This is a genomic window from Rhodococcus aetherivorans, assembly GCF_025722975.1.
Classification (GTDB): domain Bacteria; phylum Actinomycetota; class Actinomycetes; order Mycobacteriales; family Mycobacteriaceae; genus Rhodococcus; species Rhodococcus aetherivorans.
Genome location: NZ_CP106982.1, coordinates 4,536,094 through 4,558,266 on the forward strand (window position 1 = coordinate 4,536,094; position 22,173 = coordinate 4,558,266).

Consider the following 22,173-nt stretch of genomic DNA (forward strand, 5'->3'; position numbering starts at 1 on the left):
CGCTACTCCCCCCTGTCCGAGCGGTCCCCTGCGGCCTCTGCCGCAACGGATGCGTCGGCCTGCCCCACCGCGGCGTCGCCACCGGGCGTGCCCCGCTCGGCGTCCTCGTACGCGGCGAGCCTGGCCCGCAGGTCGTCGATCTCGTGCGAGAGCCGGTCGAGCGCCCAGTCCACCTCGGCGGTCTTGTAGCCCCGCAGCACCTGCTGGAAACGCAGATCCCGGACGTCCGCGCCGGTCACGTCGGTGACCGGCAGGGCCGTGGCGGTGGTGCCCGGCGGGATCGGCGCCAGGGTCTCCCCGCGGCCGAACACCGCGCTCGCCACGAGGAACAGCACCGCGCCGACGACCACCATGACGAGCAGGTAGAGCAGAACCGTCAGCATGTACCGATCTTGGCACGGGCCACCGACAGGGCGCCCGGGGCGTCAGGCCACGGTGGCGGCCGGGGGCCGGTCCGCGAGGCTGACCTCCGTGGTGACGGGGACGAACGCGTCGCCGTCCACCAGGAACTGGGTCAGGCCCGCCCCCGAGTCGGGGATCCCACAGCGAGCGAGCATGGTGCCGACGATCTGCCGGCTCATCACCCCCAGCTCCCCGAGCGGCCGGTTCCGGTGCTTGCGCACGCCGAGGTTGACCTGGGCGATCGCGCCGATCCCGAGCCGGTCGTAGGTGTCGAGCAGCAGCCCGATCTCGACGCCGTAGCCGGGCGCGAACGGCACCGCCGACAGCAGTTCCCGGGTACCGGCGTACTCGCCGCCCAGCGGCTGCAGCACGCACGTCAGCTCCGGCCGCAGCGCCGCGAGCAGCGGCCGCGCCACCAGTTCCGTGACCCGCCCCCCGCCGTTGGCCTCCTCGGCGCCGCTGACCCGGAGCGGGCGGCGGTAATAGCCCTTGACCAGGTGGATTCCGTCGCCGGTGAGCAGCGGTCCGAGCAGCTTGGGGACGAACGCCGGATCGGGGTCGAGCAGGTCCGAATCCACGAACGCGATGAGATCACCCGTGGTGGCCGCGACGGAGCGCCACAGCACCTCCCCCTTGCCCGGCACCGGGGCGAGGCCCGGCACCGCCTCTTCCCGGGAGAGGACGCGGGCGCCGGCGCTGCGGGCCCGCTCCGCCGTGCGGTCGGTGGACCCCGAGTCCAGCACGATCAGCTCGTCGACCAGCCCGCCGAGCAGCGGATGGATGGTGTCCACCACCCCCGCGACGGTCGTCTCCTCGTTGAGCGCGGGCAGCACCACCGACACGGTTCGGCCCCGCTTCGCGCGTTCGAGTTCGGCGATGCTCCATCCGGGCTCGTCCCAGCTGTTCGCCTCGGCCCACGGCCGGGTCATCGCGGTGCTCATGCCAGCCCCCTGACGGTGCGCGCCGGGGGGCGCGTTCCGACGACGGCCGCCACCATGTCGACCACGCGACGGGTCGCCGCCACCTCGTGCACCCGAAACATCCGCGCGCCTGCCGCGGCCGCAAGTGCTGTCGCTGCCAATGTGCCCTCCAACCGGTCGGCGAGTTCCACCCCCAGAGTCTCCCCGATGAAGTCCTTGTTGCTCAGCGCCATGAGCACGGGCCACCCGGTATTTACGAGAACGTCCACGTGCCGCAACAACTCGAGGCCGTGGAAGGTGTTCTTGCCGAAATCGTGGGTCGGATCGATGAGGATGGCGTCGCCGGGCACCCCGGCCTTCGCGGCCCGCTCGGCCGCGGCGACGATCTCGCGCGTCACCTCGGCGACGACGTCGGTGTAGCGCACGCGGTGCGGCCGGGTGCGCGGGACCGCACCTCCGGTGTGCGAGCAGACGATGCCCGCGCCGAGTTCGGCCGCGACGGTCACCAGTTCCGGATCGGCACCCGCCCACGTGTCGTTGATCAGATCCGCCCCCTCCGCCACCGCGCGCCGCGCGACGTCGCTGCGCCAGGTGTCGACGCTGATGAGCAGCCCGGGGTGGCGGGCCCGGATCGCCGCGACGAACGGCACCACCCGCCGGGTCTCCTCCGCCGCGTCGACCACCTCGCCGGGGCCGGCCTTCACGCCGCCGATGTCGACGAGGTCCGCGCCCTCGGCCACGGCCCGATCCACGGCCGCCATCGCAGCGTCGTCGGTGAAGGTCGCGCCCCGGTCGTAGAACGAGTCCGGAGTGCGATTGACGATCGCCATCACCAGGGCCCGGTCGGTGGCGACCGGGCGGCCGCAGAGGGTCGGCGAGACGGTGACGGAGGCGGTCATGATTTCCATCCTGGCACGCACCCGCGGGCGGGCCCGGGCAGGAACCGGCCCAGCGGGAGTCAGCCCGCCGGCAGCTCGCCCCCGGCGACGGCCTCGACGTAGCCGTCGTACGCGGGCCGGTAGCCCTCCTCCGGCCCGGTGAGCACGTAGACGGGGTCGTCGCCTGTGTCGGCGTAGCCCTGCTTGCGCAGGTCCACCTTGCGGCTCTTGAACGTCGAGGTGTGCTCGAGTTCGCCGACGACACGGACGAAGAGCGGCACCGCGTACGACGGCAGCGCCCGGTACAGCTGCGCCGCGAGCGCGGTGCCGTCGAACTCGGCCCCGTCGTGGAGCGTGATCGCGGCCATGCCGGCCCGGCCGTCGGTGCCGGGGATCTCGACCCCGTAGACCACTGCCTGCGAGATCGACTCGTTCGCCGACACGGCCGCCTCGACCTCGGTGGTGGCGACGTTCTCGCCCTTCCACCGGAAGGTGTCGCCGAGGCGGTCGACGAACGCGACGTGCATGAAGCCCTGGCTGCGGACGAGGTCGCCGGTGTCGAACCAGGTGTCGCCGTCCTCGAAGCCGTCGCGCACGAGTTTGGACTCGCTCGCCTCGGGATCGGTGTAGCCGTCGAACGGGGCACGGTCGGTGACCTTCGCCAGCAACAGGCCCACCTCGCCGCGGCCGACCCGGCGCAGCCGGCCGTCCGGTCCGCGGAGCGCCTTGCCGGTCTCGTGGTCGTAGTCGACCACTGCGTACGGAAGCGGGCAGACACCCGCGGTGCGCGGCTGGTTGAGCGCGTTGACGAACGCGATGTTGCACTCGCTGGCGCCGTAGAACTCGGCGACGCGGGCGATGCCGAACCGCTGGGTGAACTCGGTCCAGATCTCGGACCGCAGTCCGTTGCCCACCATCAACCGGATGCCGTTGTCGCGGTCGTCCGGCGACGGTGGCTGGTTGAGCAGGTAGCGGCAGATCTCCCCGATGTAGACGAACGCCGTCGCGCCGTTGCGCTTCGCGTCGGCCCAGAATCCGGTGGCGGAGAACTTGCGGCCGAGCGCGAAGGTGGCGCCGGCGGCGAGCACCGACGACAGCGACACGGTGAGGGCGTTGTTGTGATACAGCGGCAGGCAGCAGTACAGGGTGTCGTCGCGGCGCAGCCGGACGCCCAGGCTGCCCAGGCCCGACATGGACTTCAGCCACCGGAAATGGGTCATCCGGCTGGCCTTGGGCATGCCGGTGGTGCCCGAGGTGAAGATGAAGAAGGCGGTCTCCTTCGCCTGCAGGCGGTCGGTGACGGCGGGGTTCGCGGAGTCGGCGGCGACGGCGAGGTCGTCGAGTTCGCCGACGCGCAGCACCTTTCCGGCCGGCGGCGCCCCGTCGAGGGACTCCAGGGCCTCCTCGCATTCCTCCCCGACCACGAGCACCCGGCTGTCGAGCAGGCCGAGGCTGTGCGCGAGCACCTCGCCGCGCTGATGGTGATTGAGCATGCCGGCCGCGGCACCGAGCTTGACCGTGGCGAGCGCGACGAGCAACGCCTCCGGACGGTTCTTCATCAGCACGCCGACGACGTCGCCGGTGCGCACACCCTGCGCGGTGAGCACGGCGGCGTAGCGGTTGACCTGGGCGTTGGCGTCGCCGTAGCTGAGGGCGTCGCCCTCGAATCGCAGGAACGGCCGGTCCGGGTTCCGCTCCGCGAGGCGCTGGAACACCGACCCGATCGTCTCGCGCGCGTCCGGCCGCCGGATGAGACCCCGCGCGCCGCGTAGCAGGCTCGGTGCGTCGGGCAGCATTCGCGGAAGCTGGGTGGCGAGACCCACCAGGGAGATCGTCGAGCCGGACTCGGTCATGGCATCCTCGGTTACTGGCGGACAGGAACTTACTGCAGAGTAAGCAACCTCGGCGCGAAGCGGAAGCCCCTCACCCGGCGCAGCGGTCGAGGGCGTCGTCGATGTCGCCGGTGACCTGCAGGCCGTCGAGCGCGTGGCGGTTGACGAAGCCGGCCGGCACCATCGCCTCGAGCCAGTCGAGCAGCCCCCGGTAGTGCCCCACCGGGTCGAGCAGCACCACCGGCTTGGCGTGCATGCCCAGATAGCCGGCCGTCCACGTCTCGAACAATTCCTCGAGGGTGCCGATCCCGCCGGGCAGCGTGACGAACGCGTCGGCGCGCTCCTCCATCGCCTGCTTCCGCTGGCGCATCGTGTCCGTGACGATCAGCTCGTCGGCGTCGACGTCGGCGACCTCGCGGTGCACCAGCGCCTTGGGGATCACACCGACGGTGTGCCCGCCGGCGGCGCGCGTCGCCTGGGCGAGCGCACCCATCATCGACACGTTGCCGCCTCCGGAGACGAGCTGCCAGCCGCGCCGTCCGATGGCGGTCCCCACCGCCGCCGCGAGCTCGAGGTAGGACTCGTCGACCGGCCCGGAGGCGCAGTACACGCACACCGCCCGCGCCTCGACGGTGCGCTCGCCGCCGATGCCCTCGAACGGATGGAAACCGCTCACCACGCCCCGCCCCCTCCGTACAGCGCCGACTCGTCCTGCCCGCGATGGGCGTCGACGACGATCTGCACCGCCTCCTCCACGCTGTCGGTCAGGTACAGCAGATCGAGGTCGCTCGGTGAGATCCGGCCCTCGCCGACCATCGCGTGCCGGATCCATTCGAGCAGCCCCGCCCAGTAGTGGGTGCCCAGCAGCACGATGGGGAACCGGGTGATCTTGTGGGTCTGGACCAGCGTGAGCGCCTCGAACAGCTCGTCGAGCGTGCCGAAACCGCCGGGCAGGCAGACGAAGGCCTGGGAGTACTTCACGAACATCGTCTTGCGGGCGAAGAAGTAGCGGAAGTTCAGTCCGAGGTCGACCCATTCGTTGAGCGCCTGCTCGAACGGCAGCTCGATACCCAGTCCGACGGAGAACCCGCCCGACTCGCTCGCGCCGCGGTTGGCCGCCTCCATCGCCCCCGGCCCACCGCCGGTGACAACCGCATAGCCCGCCGCGGCCAACGCGGCCCCGAGGGCACGGCCGGTGACGTACTCGGGGTGGTCGACGGGGGTGCGGGCAGAGCCGAAGACCGCCACCGCGCGCGGCACCTCCGCCAGCGCACCGAAACCCTCCACGAACTCGCTCTGGATGCGCAGCACCCGCCACGGATCGGTGTGCACCCAGTCGGAGGGGCCCCTCCGGTCCAGCAGTCGCTGGTCCATCGTCGTGGTCTCGGTCGCCCGGTCCCGGCGCAACTGGACGGGACCGCGGTGCACCACATCGGCACTCGCACGGTCGCGGGATCCGGGGTCGGTGTCGCGCGCCATGCGCCCAGATTAGGGGATGCCGCCGGGCCGCCCCGGCCGATGCCCCGCATCGTGCGTCAGGCGGCCAGATACCTCCGCAGCGTGCCGGCGACCTCCGTGATCTGCTTCACGGGCACGTGCTCGTCGCGCTTGTGCGCGAGGTTCGGATCGCCGGGACCGTAGTTGACCGCCGGGATCCCCAGCGTCGCGAAGCGCGCGACGTCCGTCCATCCGTACTTGGCCCGGAACCGGCCGCCGGCCGCGGCGACGAGGTCCGCGGCGGCGGGGTGGGCCAGGCCGGGCAGCGCGCCGGGCGAGCTGTCGGTGAGCTCGAGGGTGACGTCGAGACCATCGAGCACCTCCCGCACGTGCGCGAGAGCCTGCTCGACGGTGCGGTCGGGCGCGAACCGGAAGTTGACGTCGAGGTCCGCGGCGTCGGGCACCACGTTGCCGGCGACGCCGCCGGCGATCCGTACCGCGGACAGACCCTCGCGGTAGACGCAGCCGTCGATGTCCACCGATCGCGGTTCGTAGGCCGCGAGCCGCTCCAGCACCGGGGCCAGCCGGTGGATCGCATTGTCACCCAGCCAGGACCGCGCCGAATGCGCGCGCACCCCGGTCGCCGAGATCCGCACCCGCAGGGTGCCCTGGCAGCCCGCCTCGATCTGCCCGGCCGTCGGCTCGCCGAGGATCGCCACGTCCGCGTCCAGCCAGTCCCGCAGGTCCCGCTCGATGCGGCCGAGACCGTTGTAGGCCGCGGCGATCTCCTCGCAGTCGTAGAAGACCAGCGTCAGATCGTGCGCCGGGTCCGCGATGGTGGCGGCCAGGTGCAGGAACACCGCGTCGCCCGACTTCATGTCGGCCGTGCCGCAGCCGTACAGCAACTCCCCGTCGCGCCGCGACGGCACGTTGTCCGCGATGGGCACGGTGTCGAGATGCCCGGCCAGCAGCACCCGGCTCGGCCGGCCGAGCCGGGTCCGCGCGAGGACCGCGTTGCCGCTGCGGACGATCTCGAAACCGGTGGTCTGCTCGCGCAGCGCCTGTTCGACGGAGTCGGCGATCACCGCCTCGTCCTGCGAGACACTGGGGATGTCGACCAGCGCAGCGGTCAGCTCGATCGGATCGGCGTGCAGGTCCAGGCGCGGTGCAGACATGCAAGAACAATACGTGGAGCGATTTCCCAGGCCGCCGGTGCGAACGACGACGCCTCGCGTACGCTTCACGACCGTGAGTGCACAGGGAGCATCAGCAGTAGGCATCGCCAACATCGCGGCGGACGGCACCGTTCTCGACACCTGGTACCCGGCCCCCACGCTGGGCGAATACAGCGAGACGGGCACGTCCCGGCTCGAGGGCACGGACATCCCGTCGGACTTCGCGCTGCTCGTCGGCGCCGACGAGGCGCGCGAGGTCAACCAGGTCGCGGTCCGCACGACGATCGCCGACCTGTCCCAGCCGCCGGCCGACGCGCACGACGCCTACCTGCGGCTGCACCTGCTGTCGCACCGCCTCGTCCGGCCGCACGGCGCCAACCTCGACGGCGTGTTCGGTCTGCTCGCCAACGTCGTGTGGACCAATTACGGCCCGTGCGCCGTCGACAACTTCGAACTGGTGCGCTCGCGCCTGCGCATCCGTGGCCCCGTGACCGTGTACGGCGTCGACAAGTTCCCCCGCATGGTCGACTACGTCGTGCCGTCCGGGGTGCGCATCGCCGATGCCGACCGTGTCCGCCTCGGCGCGCACCTGGCCGCCGGCACCACCGTCATGCACGAGGGCTTCGTGAACTTCAACGCGGGCACGCTCGGCAACTCGATGGTCGAGGGCCGCATCTCCGCGGGCGTCGTCGTCGACGACGGCTCCGACATCGGTGGTGGCGCGTCGATCATGGGCACCCTGTCCGGCGGCGGCAAGGAGGTCATCGCCATCGGCAAGCGCTGCCTGCTCGGCGCCAATGCCGGTGTCGGCATCTCCCTCGGCGACGACTGCATCGTCGAGGCCGGCCTGTACGTCACCGCCGGCACCAAGGTCAGCGGCCCCGACGGCACCGTCGTCAAGGCCAAGGACCTCAACGGCCGCTCCAACCTGATGCTGCGCCGCAACTCGGTCACCGGCGCCGTCGAGGTCGTTCCCACCAAGGGCACCGGCGTCGAACTGAATGCGGCGCTGCACGCCAACGACTGACCCAGAGAAACCGATCGTGTCGAAAACCGAGCACACACTCACCGAAGCCGACCACCTCGAGCACGGGCTCAAGGTCCGGCACCTGACGATGATGGGACTCGGTTCCGCGATCGGCGCAGGCCTGTTCCTCGGGTCCGGCGTCGGCATCGCCGCCGCCGGACCCGCGGTGATCGTCTCCTACGTCCTGGCCGGCATCATGATCGTCTTCGTGATGCGCATGCTCGGGGAGATGGGAGCGGCCCTCCCGGCCAGCGGATCCTTCTCCCATTACGCCCGCATCGGCATCGGTGAATGGGCCGGCTTCACGATGGGCTGGCTCTACTGGTTCATGCTCATCATGGTGCTGGGCGTCGAGATCACCGGCGCCTCGGCGATCGTGAGCAGCTGGCTGCCGGGCGTGCCGCAATGGGTGGTGGCCCTGGTGTTCGTCACGTTCTTCGCGGTGGTGAACCTGGCGAAGGTCGCCAACTTCGGCGAGTTCGAGTTCTGGTTCGCGGCGCTGAAGGTCGCGGTCATCATCGCGTTCCTCGTCATCGGCGTGATGCTGGTGTTCGGTTTGCTGCCGGACACCGAGCCGGTGGGACTGACACACCTACTCGGCGACGGCGACGGTTTCGCCCCCAACGGGCTCGCCGGTATCGCCGCCGGCCTGCTGGCCGTCGCCTTCGCGTTCGGCGGCATCGAGATCGTCACCATCGCCGCGGCCGAGTCGCGCGACCCCGAGCGGTCCATCGCGACCGCGGTGCGCACCGTCGTGTGGCGCATCAGCCTGTTCTACCTGGGCTCGATCTCGATCATGGTGCTGGTGCTGCCGTGGACGTCGGCGAGCGGGGAGACCTCGCCGTTCGTGAGCGTCCTCGACATCGCCGGCCTGCCGTACGTGTCGGGCTTCATGGAACTCGTCGTGGTGATCGCCCTGCTGTCGGCGTTCAACGCCAACGTCTACGGCACCTCACGCATGGCGTACTCCCTCGCCCGGGGCGGCGACGGCCCGACCGTCCTCGCGAAGCTCTCCCGCACAGGTGTTCCCCGCAACGCCGTGCTGCTGTCCGTGTTCTTCGGATTCGTTTCGGTCCTGCTGAACTGGTGGCTGCCGGAGGACATCCTCGGCATCCTGCTCAACGCGGTCGGCTCCGCCCTGCTGGCGATCTGGATCTTCATCGTCGTCTCGCACCTGCGGCTGCGGCCCACGCTCGAACAGGAGGGCCGCCTCACCGTCCGGATGTGGGCGTTCCCCTACCTGAGCTGGCTGACCCTGGCCATGCTCGGCGCGTTCATCGTGCTCATGCTGTTCGACTCCGCCGCGCGGATACAGCTGGCCTCGACGGCGGTGCTGTTCCTGTTCATCGCCGCGGTGTCCCGGCTGTGGCAGCGCCGGAGCCGGTCCCGCACCGCGGCGCGGTAGTGCCGGAGGCGCGGTAGGTCCGGGGGTGGCCGGCGGCCTCAGCGCTCGCCGCGGTCGGCGAGGGCGTTGACGAAGACGTTCGCGATGTCCGCGGGGTCGCGGGCGACGTAGCTCGAGCCGCCGGTCACGCGGGAGATCTCGGCGAGGGTCTGCGCATCCGCGTCCTCCGTGATGCCGATCGTCACGACGATCACCGGCCGTGCCGGGTCCTGCTCCCGCGCGAGGATCTCGAGGAGCTGCGCCTCGGTGATGCTGTCCGGATCCTCGTTCGCTCCGTCGGTGAGGACGATGACGCTGTTGACCGCGCGCGGGTCGTAACTCTGCTGCACGGCGCGGAACGCCGCGAGAGTCGTGTCGTACAGGCCGGTGCCACCCCCGACCAGACCGGGCACCTTCTCCGCCTGGGCCGCCATCACCTCACGCTGGGTGCGCCCGTCCACGTCGGTGTCGTACCGCCGGATCGGCACCAGCTCGAGATAGTCCTGGCCGTCACCGCCGAGGTCCTGCGAGAACGCCCACAGCCCGGCGGAGACGCTGTCGGGGAACATCGCATTGCCCGCGAGGGCGGCCCGCACCGTCAGGTCCATCCGGGTGCCGTCGCCGGCGGGAAACCGCATCGAACCGGACACGTCGATCGCGACGAGCGTGCGGATCGGCAACGCCATCAGCGACCAGGCGCCGAGCGCCTCCTCCGCCATCGCCTCGTCCCGCAGTGACAACAGCGGCACGCCCCCGATGCCGCGGCCGTCGGGCAACGGCTCGCCGTCGGGCCCGCGGAACCCGTGGTCGTGGAACACGTCGAGGGCCTTCTCCGTGCCCAGCACCTCGATCAGTACCCGTGCGGCGTCCGTCGCGCGATGGTGCCGGTCGGGCACCGGCGACGTCACCACCACCGGATATTCCAGCAGGATGCTGCCGTTGTCCGGTACCCGCGCCTCGAGGGCCGACTCGTTCGCCGTCGTGAAGGCCAGCACCTGCTGCTCGGTGGCGACGCCGATGCCGTCGGCGCCGATCGTCGCCAGCAGGTCGGCGCCGCTGGGCGCCTCCTCGGTGCGGATGCTCTCCTTCTGGGCCAGGGGCACCATGGCGGTGCGCACCGTGCCGACGGCGACGGGGTCGTCCTGGGTCTCGGCCAGGGCCGCCCGGATCGGGGCGGCGGCGACACCGGTCCGCAGCGGGTTGCCCAGCACCAGATCCGGGATCGCGAGGGCGGCGCGCCAGCTGGACACCTCCGGAACCGCCCCTGGGGGCCCGACCAGCACCGCGGGGGTGCTCGCGACCGCCCCGGCGATCATCTGTACCGGCCCGGCGGCGGTCGGTGCCGCACGACTCGCCCACCACCGGGCATCGGGAATCCACAGGTCGGGCGCGTCGATCCCCTTGCCGAGCAGCCCGGCGACGTCCCCCGGTTCGGCGGTGTCGACCGTGAACTCGTAGCAGTGGGTGTCCGCGTTTTCCGAGAGGACGGAACTCACGGCCGGTTCGATGCTCGGAGCGACGGCGAGGCTGTACTGCTCGACGGTGTCGCATCCGCCGGTCAGGGCGCGGACGACGCCGACTCCGGCCGCCGCGAGCACTACCACCACCACCGCTCCGACGACTGCGACAACCCGGGTCGATCGGCCGTCACGTGACGTCCGCACGCTGTGGCGGCCTCCTGCCATGTGGTCCTCCCCTGCCGGTGCCGGGCCGCGCCGCACACACCGTCGTCATGATCTGCGCCACATCGTAACGGTCCGGTCTCACGTGCCGTCGGAAGGTGAGCCGCCGGCTGCCGCTCCGCTCTGGAGGCGCCGCGCGACGAGCGCGGCGTGCAGGTGGCGCAGCCCGGAGGGGACGGTGGGATCGAACCCGGTGAGCTGCGCGACCCGCTTGAGCCGGTAGTCGACGGTGTTGGCGTGCACGTGCAGGCTCCTCGCGGTGCGCTGGCGGCTCAGTTCGTGGGCGATGTGGGTCTCGAGGGTCTCGACCAGCTCGGGCGCGTCGGCGAGCGGTTCGAGCACCCGCACGAGGTGCTCGCGGGCCGGCCCGGGCCGGGTGAGCTGATACTCGAACGCGAGGTCCTGCATCCGGTACACGCCGGCGGGCCGGCGCAGATGGCCGACCAGTTCGAGCAGCTCGTGCGCCTGGTGCGCCGCGGCGGGGATGCCCGGGACGTCGGACTCGACGAGCGAGACCGTCAGCGGCACCCCCGCGGCACGCGCGACCCGCTCGTAGAGCGCGGTGCGGATGTGCTCGGCCGGGGTGTCGCCGAGCAGCACGGTGCCGCCCTCGGGTCCGAGCATGGTCAGCTGCCGGCCGTCGCACACCCGGTCCAGCTCGGTCTCGAGCCGCCGCAGGGTACGCCGCGCGACGACCTCCGGCCGCACGTGCGGATTGCGCTCGTCCGGGTGCCGGCCCAGCCGCACTCCCAGCACCGTGTACCGCTCGGCCAGCTCGAGCCCGGACCGGCGCGCGACGGCGGCGGCGTCCTGCCCGCCGAGCAGGGCCGTCACGAGCTCCTGGGCCGCGACGTCGCGGTTGCGGCGCATCGCCTCGAGTTCGGCGACGAACCCGGTGGTCGCGGCGACGGTGACGCGTTCGAGCAGCGCCATCCACAGCCGCGACGCCGCGGCGACCGACTCGACGTCGCCCTCGCGGGCCCGGGCGGTGACAAGTTCCCAGCCCAGCCGGATGCCCTCGTGGTAGATGCGCAGCATGTATTCCAGACGGAACCCGGCGCGCGCCCACTGGGCGGCGCTGCTGCGCAGCTCCGACAGGTCGGCGTCGGTCGGCAGCTCCCCCGTGTCGAGCACCTGGATCGCCAGGCGCAGGCACCGGACGGTGATCTCGGTGACGTCGCCGCGCAGGGCTTCGCCCGGTTGCAGCGAACACGGCGCGACGTTGTCCGCGAAGTGCGCGACCAGCTTGCGGGCGACGGCGCGCAGGTCCCGCAGCGGGACCGAGGCGGGCCTTCCGTCGACGACGAACGCCACCCCGGACCGCGAACCGTATTCGGACACCGACATTCCGCGGAACCCCCCATGACTCCGGAAAGAGACGAACTTACTCTGCCGTAGGAAGGTACGTGGCCCGGGCGAATCGGACAAGGGCCCGCAGAGACCTGGCTCACACCCGGCGGCCCCGACGGGCCGAGACTCAGGTCAGCAGCTGCTTCTTCTGGACCTTGCCCATCGCGTTGCGCGGGAGGGTGTCCACCACCCGCACCTCCCGCGGCCGCTTGTGCACGGAGAGCTGACGGGCCACGAGCTCGATCAGCGCGCCCGGGTCGACGGCCGGGCCGTCCGGGGCGGGCACCACGAAGGCGACGATGCGCTGGCCCAGGTCGTCGTCGGGGACGCCCACCACCGCGACCTCCCGCACGGACGGATCGCCGAGCAGCACGGTCTCGATCTCGCCGGCCCCGACCCGGAAGCCGCCGGACTTGATCAGGTCCGTCGACTCGCGACCGACGATGCGGTGGAACCCGCCCGGATCGATCGCCGCGACGTCGCCGGTGACGAACCACCCGTCCGGGGTCCACGCCGCGGCCGTCGCGTCGGGACGGTTCAGGTAGCCGTCGAACAGCATCGGCCCGCGCACCTGCAGCCCGCCGATGCTCTCCCCGTCGTGGGGGACGTCGTTGCCGTGCTCGTCGCGCAGCCGGGTTTCGACCCCGCGCACCGGAGTACCCACCCATCCGGGCCGGCGCTCCCCGTCGACCCGGGTGCTGAGCGTCAGCATCGTCTCGCTCATCCCGTACCGCTCGATCGGGGTCAGCCCGGTCAGCTCGCGCAGGCGCTCGAACACCGGGACGGGCAGCGGCGCGCTGCCGGACACGAGCAGCCGCGCACCGCTCAGGGCCTTCGCGGATTCCTCGTCCTCCACGACGCGGGACCACACCGTCGGCACCCCGAAGTACAGGGTGCCGTGCGCCTGCGCGTACGCCTCCGGGGTGGGCCTGCCGGTGTGGATCAGCCGGCTGCCGACGCGCAGCGGACCGAGCACGCCGAGGATCAGGCCGTGCACGTGGAACAAGGGCAGCCCGTGCACCAGCGTGTCGCGTTCGGTCCAGTCCCACGCCTCGGCCAGCGCGTCGATCCCGGCCGCGATCGCGCGGCGGCTCAGCAGCACGCCCTTGGGCGCGCCGGTGGTGCCGGAGGTGTAGAGCACGAACGCCGTGCGGGACGGATCGGGTTCCGGGTGACTGTGCCAGTCGCGGGCGTGCAGCCGCACCGGCACCACCGGCAGGCCGGGTTCGTCCGGCACGTCGCCGAGCCACGCCTGAGCTCCGGAGTCGCGCAGGATGTGCTCCCGTTCCGCGGGGCCGGAGTCCGGTGGCACCGGGACGACGGTGACCCCGGCGAGCAGGCAGCCCACCACCGCGATCACCGTCGTCGCCGTCGGCGCGGCGAGCACCGCGAGACGTTCGGCTCCGCCGATGCGGCGGGCCAGGGCACCGGCCGCGCCGAGGATGTCGCTGCGCGAGAGCGTGTGCCCGTCGATGCGGACCGCGTCGGGCAGGTCGTCGCCGCGCGCGACGGCCAGGGGGTTGAGGGAACGAAGCAGCGAAGACACGTCGGTCAGGATCGCACAGCCGCCGCGAGGGCGGCGCGGCGCGGCGGCGCCACCGTCCCGAGCACCGCGCCGAGCAGCACACCGACGAGGACGGCCACGCCGTGCCCGTCACCGGCCACCACCAGCACCGCGCCGGCGAGGCCGATGCCGACGGCGGCCGCGAGCACGGCCCCGCGAGCGCCGACCGCCAGCCACAGGCCCGCGATCGACCCCGCGACCGCGAACGACGCGCCCGAGCTGCCGGCACCGGTCGACGGCGACACGAACGCGGTGAACAGCCCGAACAGCAGCTGGCTCACCGCGAACAACCCGACCGCCCGGCCCGGGCCCCACACCCGCACCGCGACGGTCGCGACGACGGCGAGGAGGAGCAGATTCACCAGGGTGACGAACACGCCGCCGTCCTGCACGAGCACCGAGGTCAGGACCCGCCACCATTCGTCCTCGGCGCGGATCCGCAGCGGGTCGCGGCCGAACGTCCCGAGCAGCGACGGCACGGCCAGGCGCAGCAGCGACGGGACCGCGACTACGAGCCACAGCACGAGCGCGGTCACCGGCGGCGGCCACAGCAGCTGACCCGGCGGGGGCCACCACACCAGCCGCCCCGGCGGCGCGCACCGACGCTGCGCGAGCAGCACCGCGAGGGCCGCGACGAGGGCGAGCAGGAGCACCGAACCGGGGTCGGCCTCCGAGGTGCTCACGGGCGTCAATGTACCTGCGGACGTACCCGGCGTCCGGTTCCGTCGACGGCGGGTCCGCTCCCCCGGCGCCGGACGTTCAATCCCGTGACACCACCGAGCGCAGGAAGAACCGCAGGTTCGACGGCCGCTCCGCGAGCCGCCGCATCAGGTACCCGTACCACTGGGCCCCGTAGGGGACGTACACCCGCATGCGTAGCCCGGCGCCGGCGAGCCGGCGCTGTTCGAGGTCGCGGATCCCGTACAGCATCTGATGCTCGAATCCGTCCGGGCCGCGGGCGTGCTCGGCGGCGAGCGGGCCCACGGCCGCCACGATCGCCGGGTCGTGCGAGGCCACCATCGGATAGCCCTGCCCGGCCATGAGCACCCGCAGGCACCGCAGGTACGAGGCGTCCACCTCGGCGGAATCCTGGTACGCCACCGACGCCGGTTCGCGGTAGGCGCCCTTGCACAGCCGCACCCGCGAGCCCGGGCCGGACAGGTCGCGGCAGTCCGCCTCGGTGCGGCGCAGGTAGGCCTGCAGCACGGCACCGACCCAGGGGAAGTCCTCGCGCAGCCGCCGCACGATCGACAGGGTGGCGTCGGTGGTGGTGTGGTCCTCGGCGTCGACGGTGACCCACACCCCCGCCGCGGCGGCGGCCGCGCAGATCTGCCGGGCGTGCCCGAGCGCGATGCCGGGGCCCTCGGCGCCGAGGGCCAGGCCGAGCGCGGTGAGCTTGACCGACACCTCCACCGCCGGCATCGGCGCATCGCGCTCGACCAGCGGAGCCAGGTCGGCGATCAGCGCCTCGTATTCGGCGACGATCGCCCGGGCCTGCGCGAGATCGGTGGTGTCCTCCCCGAGGTGGTCGATGCTCACCGCCCGTCCGGTGCCGAGCAGGGCCTTCGTGGCCGCCAGCGCGTCGGGGCGGGTGTCCCCGGCGACGAACCGGTCGACGAGCCGGCGTGTCGGCGGCGCCGTGGTGACCAGCGCCCGGACGCGGGGCGACTTCGCGGCCGCGAGGATCACCGGCCGCAGCGGGTTCGACGCCAGCCGCGGCAGCGCCCGCGACGTCACGGGCGGCGACGGCAGCGGTTCCGAGGCGACCACGGACCTCACCCGCCCTTCATGTGCGGGTACCGGTAGTCCGTCGGTGGCACGAACGTCTCCTTGATCGTCCGCGCCGACACCCAGCGCAGCAGGTTCAGCGGCGAGCCCGCCTTGTCGTCGGTGCCGGACGCCCGGCCGCCGCCGAAGGGTTGCTGCCCCACCACCGCGCCCGTGGGTTTGTCGTTGACGTAGAAGTTGCCGGCCGCGAACCGCAGCGCGGCGGTGGCCTCCTCGACGGCCGCGCGGTCCTCGGCGATCACCGAGCCGGTGAGCGCGTAGGGGGCGCCGCGGTCGACGAGGTCGAGCACCCGCCGCCACGCGTCCGGCTCCGCGTCGTCGTAGACGTGCACACTCAGCACCGGACCGAAGTACTCCGTGCACATCGACTCGTCACCCGGATCGTCGGTGAGCAGGACGGTGGGCCGCACGAACCAGCCGACCCACTGGTCGTACCCGCCGCCGACGGCGATCTCGATCGACTCGCGGTCGCGGGCCCGCTCGAGGGCGCCGACGACCTTCTCGTAGGCGGTCCGGTCGATCAGGGCGCCGCCGAAGTTCGACAGGTCGGTCACGTCGCCGTAGGTCAGGCTCTCGACCTCGTCGAGGAACTCGGTGCGCATGCGCCGCCACAGGGAGCGGGGCAGGAACGCCCGCGACGCCGCCGAGCACTTCTGCCCCTGATATTCGAAGGCCCCCCGGATCAGGGCCGTGGACAGCACGCCCGGATCGGCCGACGGGTGCGCGAGGACGAAGTCCTTGCCGCCGGTCTCCCCCACCAGCCGCGGATACGTGCGGTAGCCGTCGATGTTGGCCCCGACCTCCCGCCACAGGTGCTGGAACGTCCGGGTCGACCCGGTGAAGTGGATACCGGCCAGCCGCGGATCGCGCAGGAGCACCTCCGACGCGACCCGGCCGTCCCCGGTGATCAGATTGATCACGCCCGGCGGCATCCCCGCCGCCTCGAGCAGGCGCATCGTCCAGTACGCCGACAGGGACTGCGTCGGTGCGGGCTTCCACACCACGGTGTTGCCCAGCAGCGCCGGAGCGGTGGGCAGGTTCCCGGCGATCGCCGTGAAGTTGAACGGGGTGATCGCGTACACGAACCCCTCGAGCGGCCGGTAGTCCATCCGGTTCCACACACCCGGCGACGAATACGGCTGGTCGGCGAGCAGCGCCCGGGCGAAGTGCACGTTGAATCGCCAGAAGTCGACCAGTTCGCACGGCGCGTCGATCTCCGCCTGCTGCACCGACTTGGACTGGCCCAGCATGGTGGCGGCCGCGATCGTCTCCCGCCACGGCCCGGCCAGCAGGTCGGCGGCCCGCAGCAGCACGGCCGCGCGGGCGTCGAACGACATCTCCCGCCACGCGGGGGCCGCGGCCGTCGCCGCCTCGACGGCCGCCGTCGCCTCCGCCGGGGTGGCGTTGCGCAGGGTGCCGAGCACCGCGTGATGGTTGTGGGGCTGCACGATGTCGAAGCGATCGCCCTCACCGTGCACGTGCTCGCCGCCGATGACGTGCGAGACGTCCACCGGTTCGGCCGCCAGCTCCTTCAGCTTGGCGGTCAGACGCTCCCGCTCCGGGCTGCCGGGAGCGTAGGTGTGGACCGGCTCGTTGGCCGGCGCAGGAACTGCAGTGACGGCGTCCATGGGGCCTCCCTGGGCCCAGGGTAGCGCCGAACACGGCGTCGCATACGGCAATCCTGCTCGGGCAGCGTCGCTTCCGCCGCGCGCCGCCGCGCGCGCATCACGTCAGCCGGTGCGCGCACATCACATCAGCCGGTGCGCGCGCATCACATCAGCCGCTGCGCGGCGGCCGCGATCCTCTCGTCCGAGGCCGTCAGCGCGATCCGCACGTGCTGGACGCCGCCGGGACCGTAGAACTCGCCCGGGGCCACGAGGATCCCGCGTTCGGCGAACCAGTCCACCGTCGCGCGGCACTCCTCGCCGCGGCTCGCCCACAGGTACAGGCCGGCTTCGGAGTGATCCACCGTGAACCCGGCACCGCGGACGGCTGCGAGCAGCACCTCGCGGCGCTTGCGGTACAGCTCGCGCTGCGCGTTCTCGTGTTCGTCGTCGTTCAGCGCGACGGTCATCGCCGACTGGATCGGCAGCGGCACCATCATGCCGGCGTGCTTACGCACCTCGAGCAGGTCCGCGACGAGTTCGGCGTCGCCGGTGACGAAGCCGGCGCGGTAGCTGGCCAGGTTCGACGTCTTCGACAGCGAGTGCACCGCGAGCAGGTTCGTGTGGTCGCCGTCGCACACGCTCGGGTGCAGGATGGACAGTGCCTCACCCTCCCAGGTCAGGCCCAGGTAGCACTCGTCGGAGACGACGATCGCGTCCCGGCTGCGCGCCCAGTCCACCACCTTGCGCAGGTGTTCGAGGCCGAGCACCTTGCCCGTCGGGTTCGACGGCGAGTTCACGAACACCAGCGCCGCGCCCTCGGGTCCCAGGCGGTTGAGGCCGTCGGCACGAATGATCCGCGTGCCGGCGAGCAGCGCTCCCACCTCGTACGTCGGGTACGCCAGCTCGGGGATCACCACCAGGTCGCTGCCGCCGAGGCCGAGGAGGCTCGGCAGCCACGCGATCATCTCCTTGGTGCCGATGGCCGGCAGGATCGCGGACGCGTCGATGCCGGTGACGCCGTAGCGTCGGGCCAGCGCCCCGACCGCGGCAGCGCGCAGCGCTTCCGTGCCGTGGGTGGTCGGATACCCGGATTCCTCCGCGACGGCGAGCAGCGCCTCACGGATGACCGGGGCGACGGGGTCGACGGGGGTGCCGACCGAGAGATTGACGATGCCGCCGGGGTGCGCGGCCGCCTTCTCCTTCGCGCCGGTCAGCGAGTCCCACGGAAAGTCCGGCAGGCTCGCGGCCACCGAACGACGAGTGCGCGTCACGGTACCGCCGATCACTATTCCTCGCCCATGGGCGGCAGGGCCTTGACGAACGGCGGGTCGTAGTCGACCTTGCCGAGCTTGGCGGCGCCACCCGGGGATCCGAGATCGTCGAAGAAGTCGACGTTGGCCTTGACGTACGCGCTCCACTCGTCCGGCACGTCGTCCTCGTAGAAGATCGCCTCGACGGGGCACACCGGCTCGCAGGCACCGCAGTCCACGCACTCGTCCGGATGGATGTACAGCATGCGACCGCCCTCGTAGATGCAGTCGACCGGGCATTCCTCGATGCACGCCTTGTCCAACACGTCCACGCACGGTTCCGCAATCGTGTACGTCACTGGTGTTCTCCCTGCCTCTCTGGTCGCCCGCCCACCTGCACGGTCACGCCGAATCGGGGCGCGCTCCGCGTCCGTCGACGTCCAGTATCCCCCGCCGCGGGGACACCCCTCCGAGTTAGGGTGCCCTGACTAGATGGGCCCCGGCTGGGCGCCCAGCCACTGCTGCCCGTCCGCGGCGGCCCGGGACAGGGCGGACCGCTCGCCGACGTATCCGGCCAGTGCCCCCACCAGCGGCAGCACGCCGAGCGCGCGCCACGCGCCCGACGGCTGCGGACGCCGCGCGAGTTCCGCGTTCACCGCGCGGACCAGGTCGATCGTCGACCGCACCGGACGCCGCACCCACGACAGCGGTGTCCCGGTTTCGCCCGTGCCGAGGAGGTCGCGGCGGCACAGCACGGCCGCGAGCATCCGCACCTGGCGGTCGCGGTCGTGGATTCCGCGTTCCCGGGCGACGGCGAGCAGCACGACCGCCTGGTTCACGAAGCCGAGCGCGTCCTGCAGCGGCAGCATCCGGCCCACCACCCCGAGCATGCCGGGGAACGCGACGGGCAGCGTCGAGACCGAGCCGAGCCCGCCGACCCACCAGTTCACCCGCTCCTGTTCCGACGCGGCCGCCCACGCCGCCGTGCCCGGCACGCGACCGGCGTCGAGCACGGCCGCGGCCGCGTCGAGCACCTGCTCGACCGGGGTCCGCTCCCGCACCGTGGGCACGAACGTGCGGGCCTTGAGACCGAACGGGTCGAGGTACGCCAGGTCGAACAGCGGCCCGACGCCCGCGGCGGTCGCGTCCAGGGCCGCCACGACGACCCCGTCGCCCAGCCTGGGGCTCACCGGCCGGCCCCGCTGAGGGCGCCCCCGTCGACAGCGAGCGGCGCGTAGGCGGTGCTCCGCTGACGGGCCGGGCGACCGATGCCCTCGGCGATCGCCACGAGTTCCGCCACGGTCTTCTCCGAGCCGTGCTGGGAACCCGCCATCCGGGAGATCGTCTCCTCCATCAGGGTGCCGCCGAGGTCGTTGGCGCCGCCCTGCAGCATCGCCTGCGTGCCGGCGACACCGAGCTTGACCCAGCTGGTCTGGATGTTGTCGATCCGGCCGTGCAGCATGATCCGCGCCAGCGCGTGCGCGGCGCGGTTGTCGCGCAACGTCGGACCGGGCCGCGACGCGCCGGCCAGGTACAGCGGCGACGACTGGTGCACGAACGGCAGCAGCACGAACTCCGTGAAGCCGCCGGTGCGGTCCTGGATCCCACGCAGCACGTTCAGGTGCCCCACCCAGTGGTGCGGCTGGTCGACGTGGCCGTACATCATCGTCGAGCTGGACCGCAGCCCCACCTCGTGTGCGGTGGTGACCACCTCGATCCACTCCGCGGTGGGCAGCTTGCCCTTGGTGAGCACCCAGCGGACCTCGTCGTCGAGGATCTCCGCGGCGGTGCCGGGGATCGTGTCGAGGCCGGCCTCACGCAACTCGGTCAGCCAGTCGCGGACGGACACGCCGCTGCGGGAGACGCCGTTGGCGATCTCCATCGGGGAGAAGGCGTGCACGTGCATCGACGGCACCCGCTCCTTGACCGCGCGGACCAGGTCGGCGTAGCCGGTGACGGGCAGTTCCGGGTCGATGCCGCCCTGCATACACACCTCGGTGGCACCGGCGACGTGCGCCTCCCACGCCCGGTCCGCGACCTCCGCGGTGGACAGGGTGAACGCGTCGGCGTCGCCCTTGCGCTGCGCGAACGCGCAGAACCGGCAGCCGGTGTAGCAGATGTTGGTGAAGTTGATGTTCCGGTTGATCACGTACGTGACGTCGTCGCCGACCGTGTCCCGGCGCAGCTGGTCGGCCAGGGCGACGACCGCCTCGAGGCCGGGCCCGTCGGCGTGCGCGAGGGCGACGTACTGGGCGTCGGTACAACCGGCGGGGTCCTTCTCCGCGGCGCGCAGCGCCGAGAGCACGTCCCCGTCCAACCGCACCGGGGCATTCGCGCCGAGTGCGAGGACCTGCTCGCGCACGGTGTCCCAGTCGCCGAACGCGCTGCCGAGGTCGGAGCGGTACTCGGTGTTGCGCCCGGTCACGTCGATCTCGGAGTTCAGATCCACGCGGCCGCTGGACTCCCAATCGAGGTCGGGCTCCTGCCACGGCTGCCCCTGCGGGGTCACGTCCCGGGCCAGACCGGTCGCCGGGTCCGCCAGCGCGCGCACGTGGGCGGCGATCCGCGGGTCGATCCACGGCTGCCCGGCCAGCACGTACTGCGGCTGGGCCGCGATCCGCTCGGTGAGGGTGAACCCGGCGTCGGCGCTGATCCGTGCGAGCGCGTCCAGGTTCGGCCACGGCCGTTCCGGGTTGACGTGGTCCGGGGTCAGCGGTGAGACCCCGCCCCAGTCGTCGACGCCCGCGGCGAGCAGCGCGCGGCACTCGTCGGCGGCGACGAGGTTCGGCGGCGCCTGGATGCGCATGGACGGGCCGAGCACGAGCCGGGCCACGGCGATCGCGGCCCGGAACTCGTCGAGTCCGGCGTCGTCCACGTCGCGCATCGCGGTGTCGTCCTTCGCCCGGAAGTTCTGCACGATCACTTCCTGGATATGTCCGAACGCCTTGTGCTGCTTGCGGATTGCCGCGATGGATTCGGCGCGCTCGGTGAGCGTCTCGCCGATGCCGACGAGGATGCCGGTCGTGAACGGCACCGACAGCCGGCCCGCGTCGGTGAGCACCCGCAGCCGCACCGCCGGGTCCTTGTCGGGGCTGCCGTAGTGGCACTCCCCCTGCTCGGTGAACAACCGGGTCGACGTGGTCTCGAGCATCATGCCCATCGACGGGGCCACCGGCTTGAGACGGGACATCTCGGCCCAGCTCATCACCCCGGGGTTCAGGTGCGGCAGCAGCCCGGTCTCCTCGAGTACCCGGATCGCCATCGCGCGCACGTAGTCGAGGGTCGAGTCGTAGCCCCGCTCGTCGAGCCACTGCCGCGCCTCCGGCCAGCGCTCCTCGGGCCGGTCACCGAGCGTGAAAAGCGCTTCCTTGCAACCCAGTTCGGCTCCACGCCGGGCGATGTCCAGGATCTCGTCGGGCTCGAGATACATCCCCTGCCCGGCGGCGCGCAGCTTGCCCGGCACGGTCACGAACGTGCAGTAGTGGCAGCGGTCCCGGCACAGCCGGGTGATGGGGACGAACACCTTGCGGGAATAGGTGACCGTGCCCGGCCGGCCCGCCGCGAGCAGACCGGCGTCGCGCACCCGGGCGGCCGAGGCACACAGGTCCTCGAGATCCGATCCCCGGGCGGCGAGCAGGATCGCGGCCTCGTCGACGTTGAGCGTCGCCCCGTCCCGCGCGCGCCGCAACGCCCGCCGCATGCCCGACGGCGAAACCCGCACAGGATCCGCCGCGGACGACGCGGGCCCGGCCGCGCCGGCGCGGACCGAGGGCAGGGGCAACATCGCGGGCGTGGCACCGTCGTGGGTCGAATCGGTCATTCGCCGATCATGCGCCACCCGCCGTACCCATGCCACCTCGGGGGCACGTCCCCGGCG

General features: G+C 72.2%; 19 protein-coding genes. 2 read left to right on the forward strand and 17 right to left on the reverse strand.

Going from position 1 to position 22,173, the window contains the following annotated elements; translation table 11 throughout:
- Positions 1-2: 2 nt before the first annotated feature.
- The 7 genes from OCS65_RS20535 to dapE form a co-directional block, all read right to left on the reverse strand.
- The gene (locus OCS65_RS20535) at positions 3-383 is read right to left on the reverse strand and encodes a DivIVA domain-containing protein (RefSeq protein WP_006938805.1); all 381 of its coding nucleotides are present in this window, start codon (positions 381-383) and stop codon (positions 3-5) included.
- A gap of 42 nt (positions 384-425) precedes the next feature.
- Positions 426-1,343, reverse strand: coding sequence for a glucosyl-3-phosphoglycerate synthase (locus OCS65_RS20540; RefSeq protein WP_029542464.1), 918 nt, complete (start codon positions 1,341-1,343; stop codon positions 426-428).
- Positions 1,340-2,221, reverse strand: coding sequence for a dihydropteroate synthase (folP, locus tag OCS65_RS20545; RefSeq protein WP_029542462.1), 882 nt, complete (start codon positions 2,219-2,221; stop codon positions 1,340-1,342). The genes OCS65_RS20540 and folP overlap by 4 nt, the downstream gene beginning before the upstream one ends.
- Positions 2,222-2,280: 59 nt before the next feature.
- Positions 2,281-4,053, reverse strand: a complete 1,773-nt coding sequence (locus OCS65_RS20550) for a long-chain-acyl-CoA synthetase (RefSeq protein WP_006938811.1) — start codon at positions 4,051-4,053, stop codon at positions 2,281-2,283.
- 70 nt (positions 4,054-4,123) lie between these two features.
- Positions 4,124-4,711 carry an LOG family protein gene (locus OCS65_RS20555; RefSeq protein ID WP_051446043.1) on the reverse strand — a complete coding sequence of 196 codons (588 nt, stop codon included), beginning with the start codon at positions 4,709-4,711 and terminating at the stop codon, positions 4,124-4,126.
- The gene (locus tag OCS65_RS20560; protein WP_006933996.1) at positions 4,705-5,511 is read right to left on the reverse strand and encodes an LOG family protein; all 807 of its coding nucleotides are present in this window, start codon (positions 5,509-5,511) and stop codon (positions 4,705-4,707) included. The genes OCS65_RS20555 and OCS65_RS20560 overlap by 7 nt, the downstream gene beginning before the upstream one ends.
- 56 nt (positions 5,512-5,567) lie before the next feature.
- Positions 5,568-6,644 carry a succinyl-diaminopimelate desuccinylase gene (gene dapE, locus OCS65_RS20565; RefSeq protein WP_043799253.1) on the reverse strand — a complete coding sequence of 359 codons (1,077 nt, stop codon included), beginning with the start codon at positions 6,642-6,644 and terminating at the stop codon, positions 5,568-5,570.
- Between the two features lie 73 nt (positions 6,645-6,717).
- Here dapE and dapD point away from each other — a divergent pair, with 73 nt between their 5' ends.
- Entirely contained in the window at positions 6,718-7,671 is a 954-nt protein-coding gene (gene dapD / locus OCS65_RS20570) for a 2,3,4,5-tetrahydropyridine-2,6-dicarboxylate N-succinyltransferase (RefSeq protein WP_029542360.1), read from the forward strand.
- A gap of 16 nt (positions 7,672-7,687) precedes the next feature.
- Complete coding sequence (locus OCS65_RS20575; protein ID WP_065922828.1) at positions 7,688-9,076, forward strand: amino acid permease; 1,389 nt, start codon at positions 7,688-7,690, stop codon at positions 9,074-9,076.
- A 38-nt stretch (positions 9,077-9,114) separates the two neighbouring features.
- Here OCS65_RS20575 and OCS65_RS20580 read toward each other — a convergent pair whose 3' ends face one another.
- The 10 genes from OCS65_RS20580 to OCS65_RS20625 all read right to left on the reverse strand — a co-directional run bounded on the left by OCS65_RS20580 (position 9,115) and on the right by OCS65_RS20625 (position 22,116).
- Positions 9,115-10,665 (reverse strand): substrate-binding domain-containing protein, encoded by a 1,551-nt coding sequence (locus OCS65_RS20580; protein WP_080688523.1) that lies wholly within the window; start codon positions 10,663-10,665, stop codon positions 9,115-9,117.
- 153 nt (positions 10,666-10,818) lie between these two features.
- Positions 10,819-12,084 carry a PucR family transcriptional regulator gene (locus OCS65_RS20585; protein ID WP_006933981.1) on the reverse strand — a complete coding sequence of 422 codons (1,266 nt, stop codon included), beginning with the start codon at positions 12,082-12,084 and terminating at the stop codon, positions 10,819-10,821.
- Between the two features lie 130 nt (positions 12,085-12,214).
- Positions 12,215-13,633, reverse strand: a complete 1,419-nt coding sequence (locus OCS65_RS20590) for an acyl-CoA synthetase (protein ID WP_006933979.1) — start codon at positions 13,631-13,633, stop codon at positions 12,215-12,217.
- Between the two features lie 5 nt (positions 13,634-13,638).
- Entirely contained in the window at positions 13,639-14,334 is a 696-nt protein-coding gene (locus tag OCS65_RS20595; RefSeq protein ID WP_006933977.1) for a hypothetical protein, read from the reverse strand.
- Between the two features lie 76 nt (positions 14,335-14,410).
- Positions 14,411-15,430, reverse strand: coding sequence for a proline dehydrogenase family protein (locus tag OCS65_RS20600; protein ID WP_006933970.1), 1,020 nt, complete (start codon positions 15,428-15,430; stop codon positions 14,411-14,413).
- Positions 15,427-17,067, reverse strand: coding sequence for an L-glutamate gamma-semialdehyde dehydrogenase (gene pruA / locus OCS65_RS20605; RefSeq protein WP_006933968.1), 1,641 nt, complete (start codon positions 17,065-17,067; stop codon positions 15,427-15,429). The genes OCS65_RS20600 and pruA overlap by 4 nt, the downstream gene beginning before the upstream one ends.
- Positions 17,068-17,210: 143 nt before the next feature.
- Complete coding sequence (gene dapC / locus OCS65_RS20610; protein ID WP_043799291.1) at positions 17,211-18,296, reverse strand: succinyldiaminopimelate transaminase; 1,086 nt, start codon at positions 18,294-18,296, stop codon at positions 17,211-17,213.
- Positions 18,297-18,331: 35 nt separating this feature from the next.
- Positions 18,332-18,655 (reverse strand): ferredoxin, encoded by a 324-nt coding sequence (gene fdxA / locus OCS65_RS20615; protein ID WP_006933964.1) that lies wholly within the window; start codon positions 18,653-18,655, stop codon positions 18,332-18,334.
- 129 nt (positions 18,656-18,784) lie between these two features.
- The gene (locus OCS65_RS20620; RefSeq protein ID WP_044475772.1) at positions 18,785-19,486 is read right to left on the reverse strand and encodes a hypothetical protein; all 702 of its coding nucleotides are present in this window, start codon (positions 19,484-19,486) and stop codon (positions 18,785-18,787) included.
- Positions 19,483-22,116 carry a bifunctional FO biosynthesis protein CofGH gene (locus OCS65_RS20625; RefSeq protein ID WP_029542348.1) on the reverse strand — a complete coding sequence of 878 codons (2,634 nt, stop codon included), beginning with the start codon at positions 22,114-22,116 and terminating at the stop codon, positions 19,483-19,485. The genes OCS65_RS20620 and OCS65_RS20625 overlap by 4 nt, the downstream gene beginning before the upstream one ends.
- Positions 22,117-22,173: the final 57 nt, after the last annotated feature.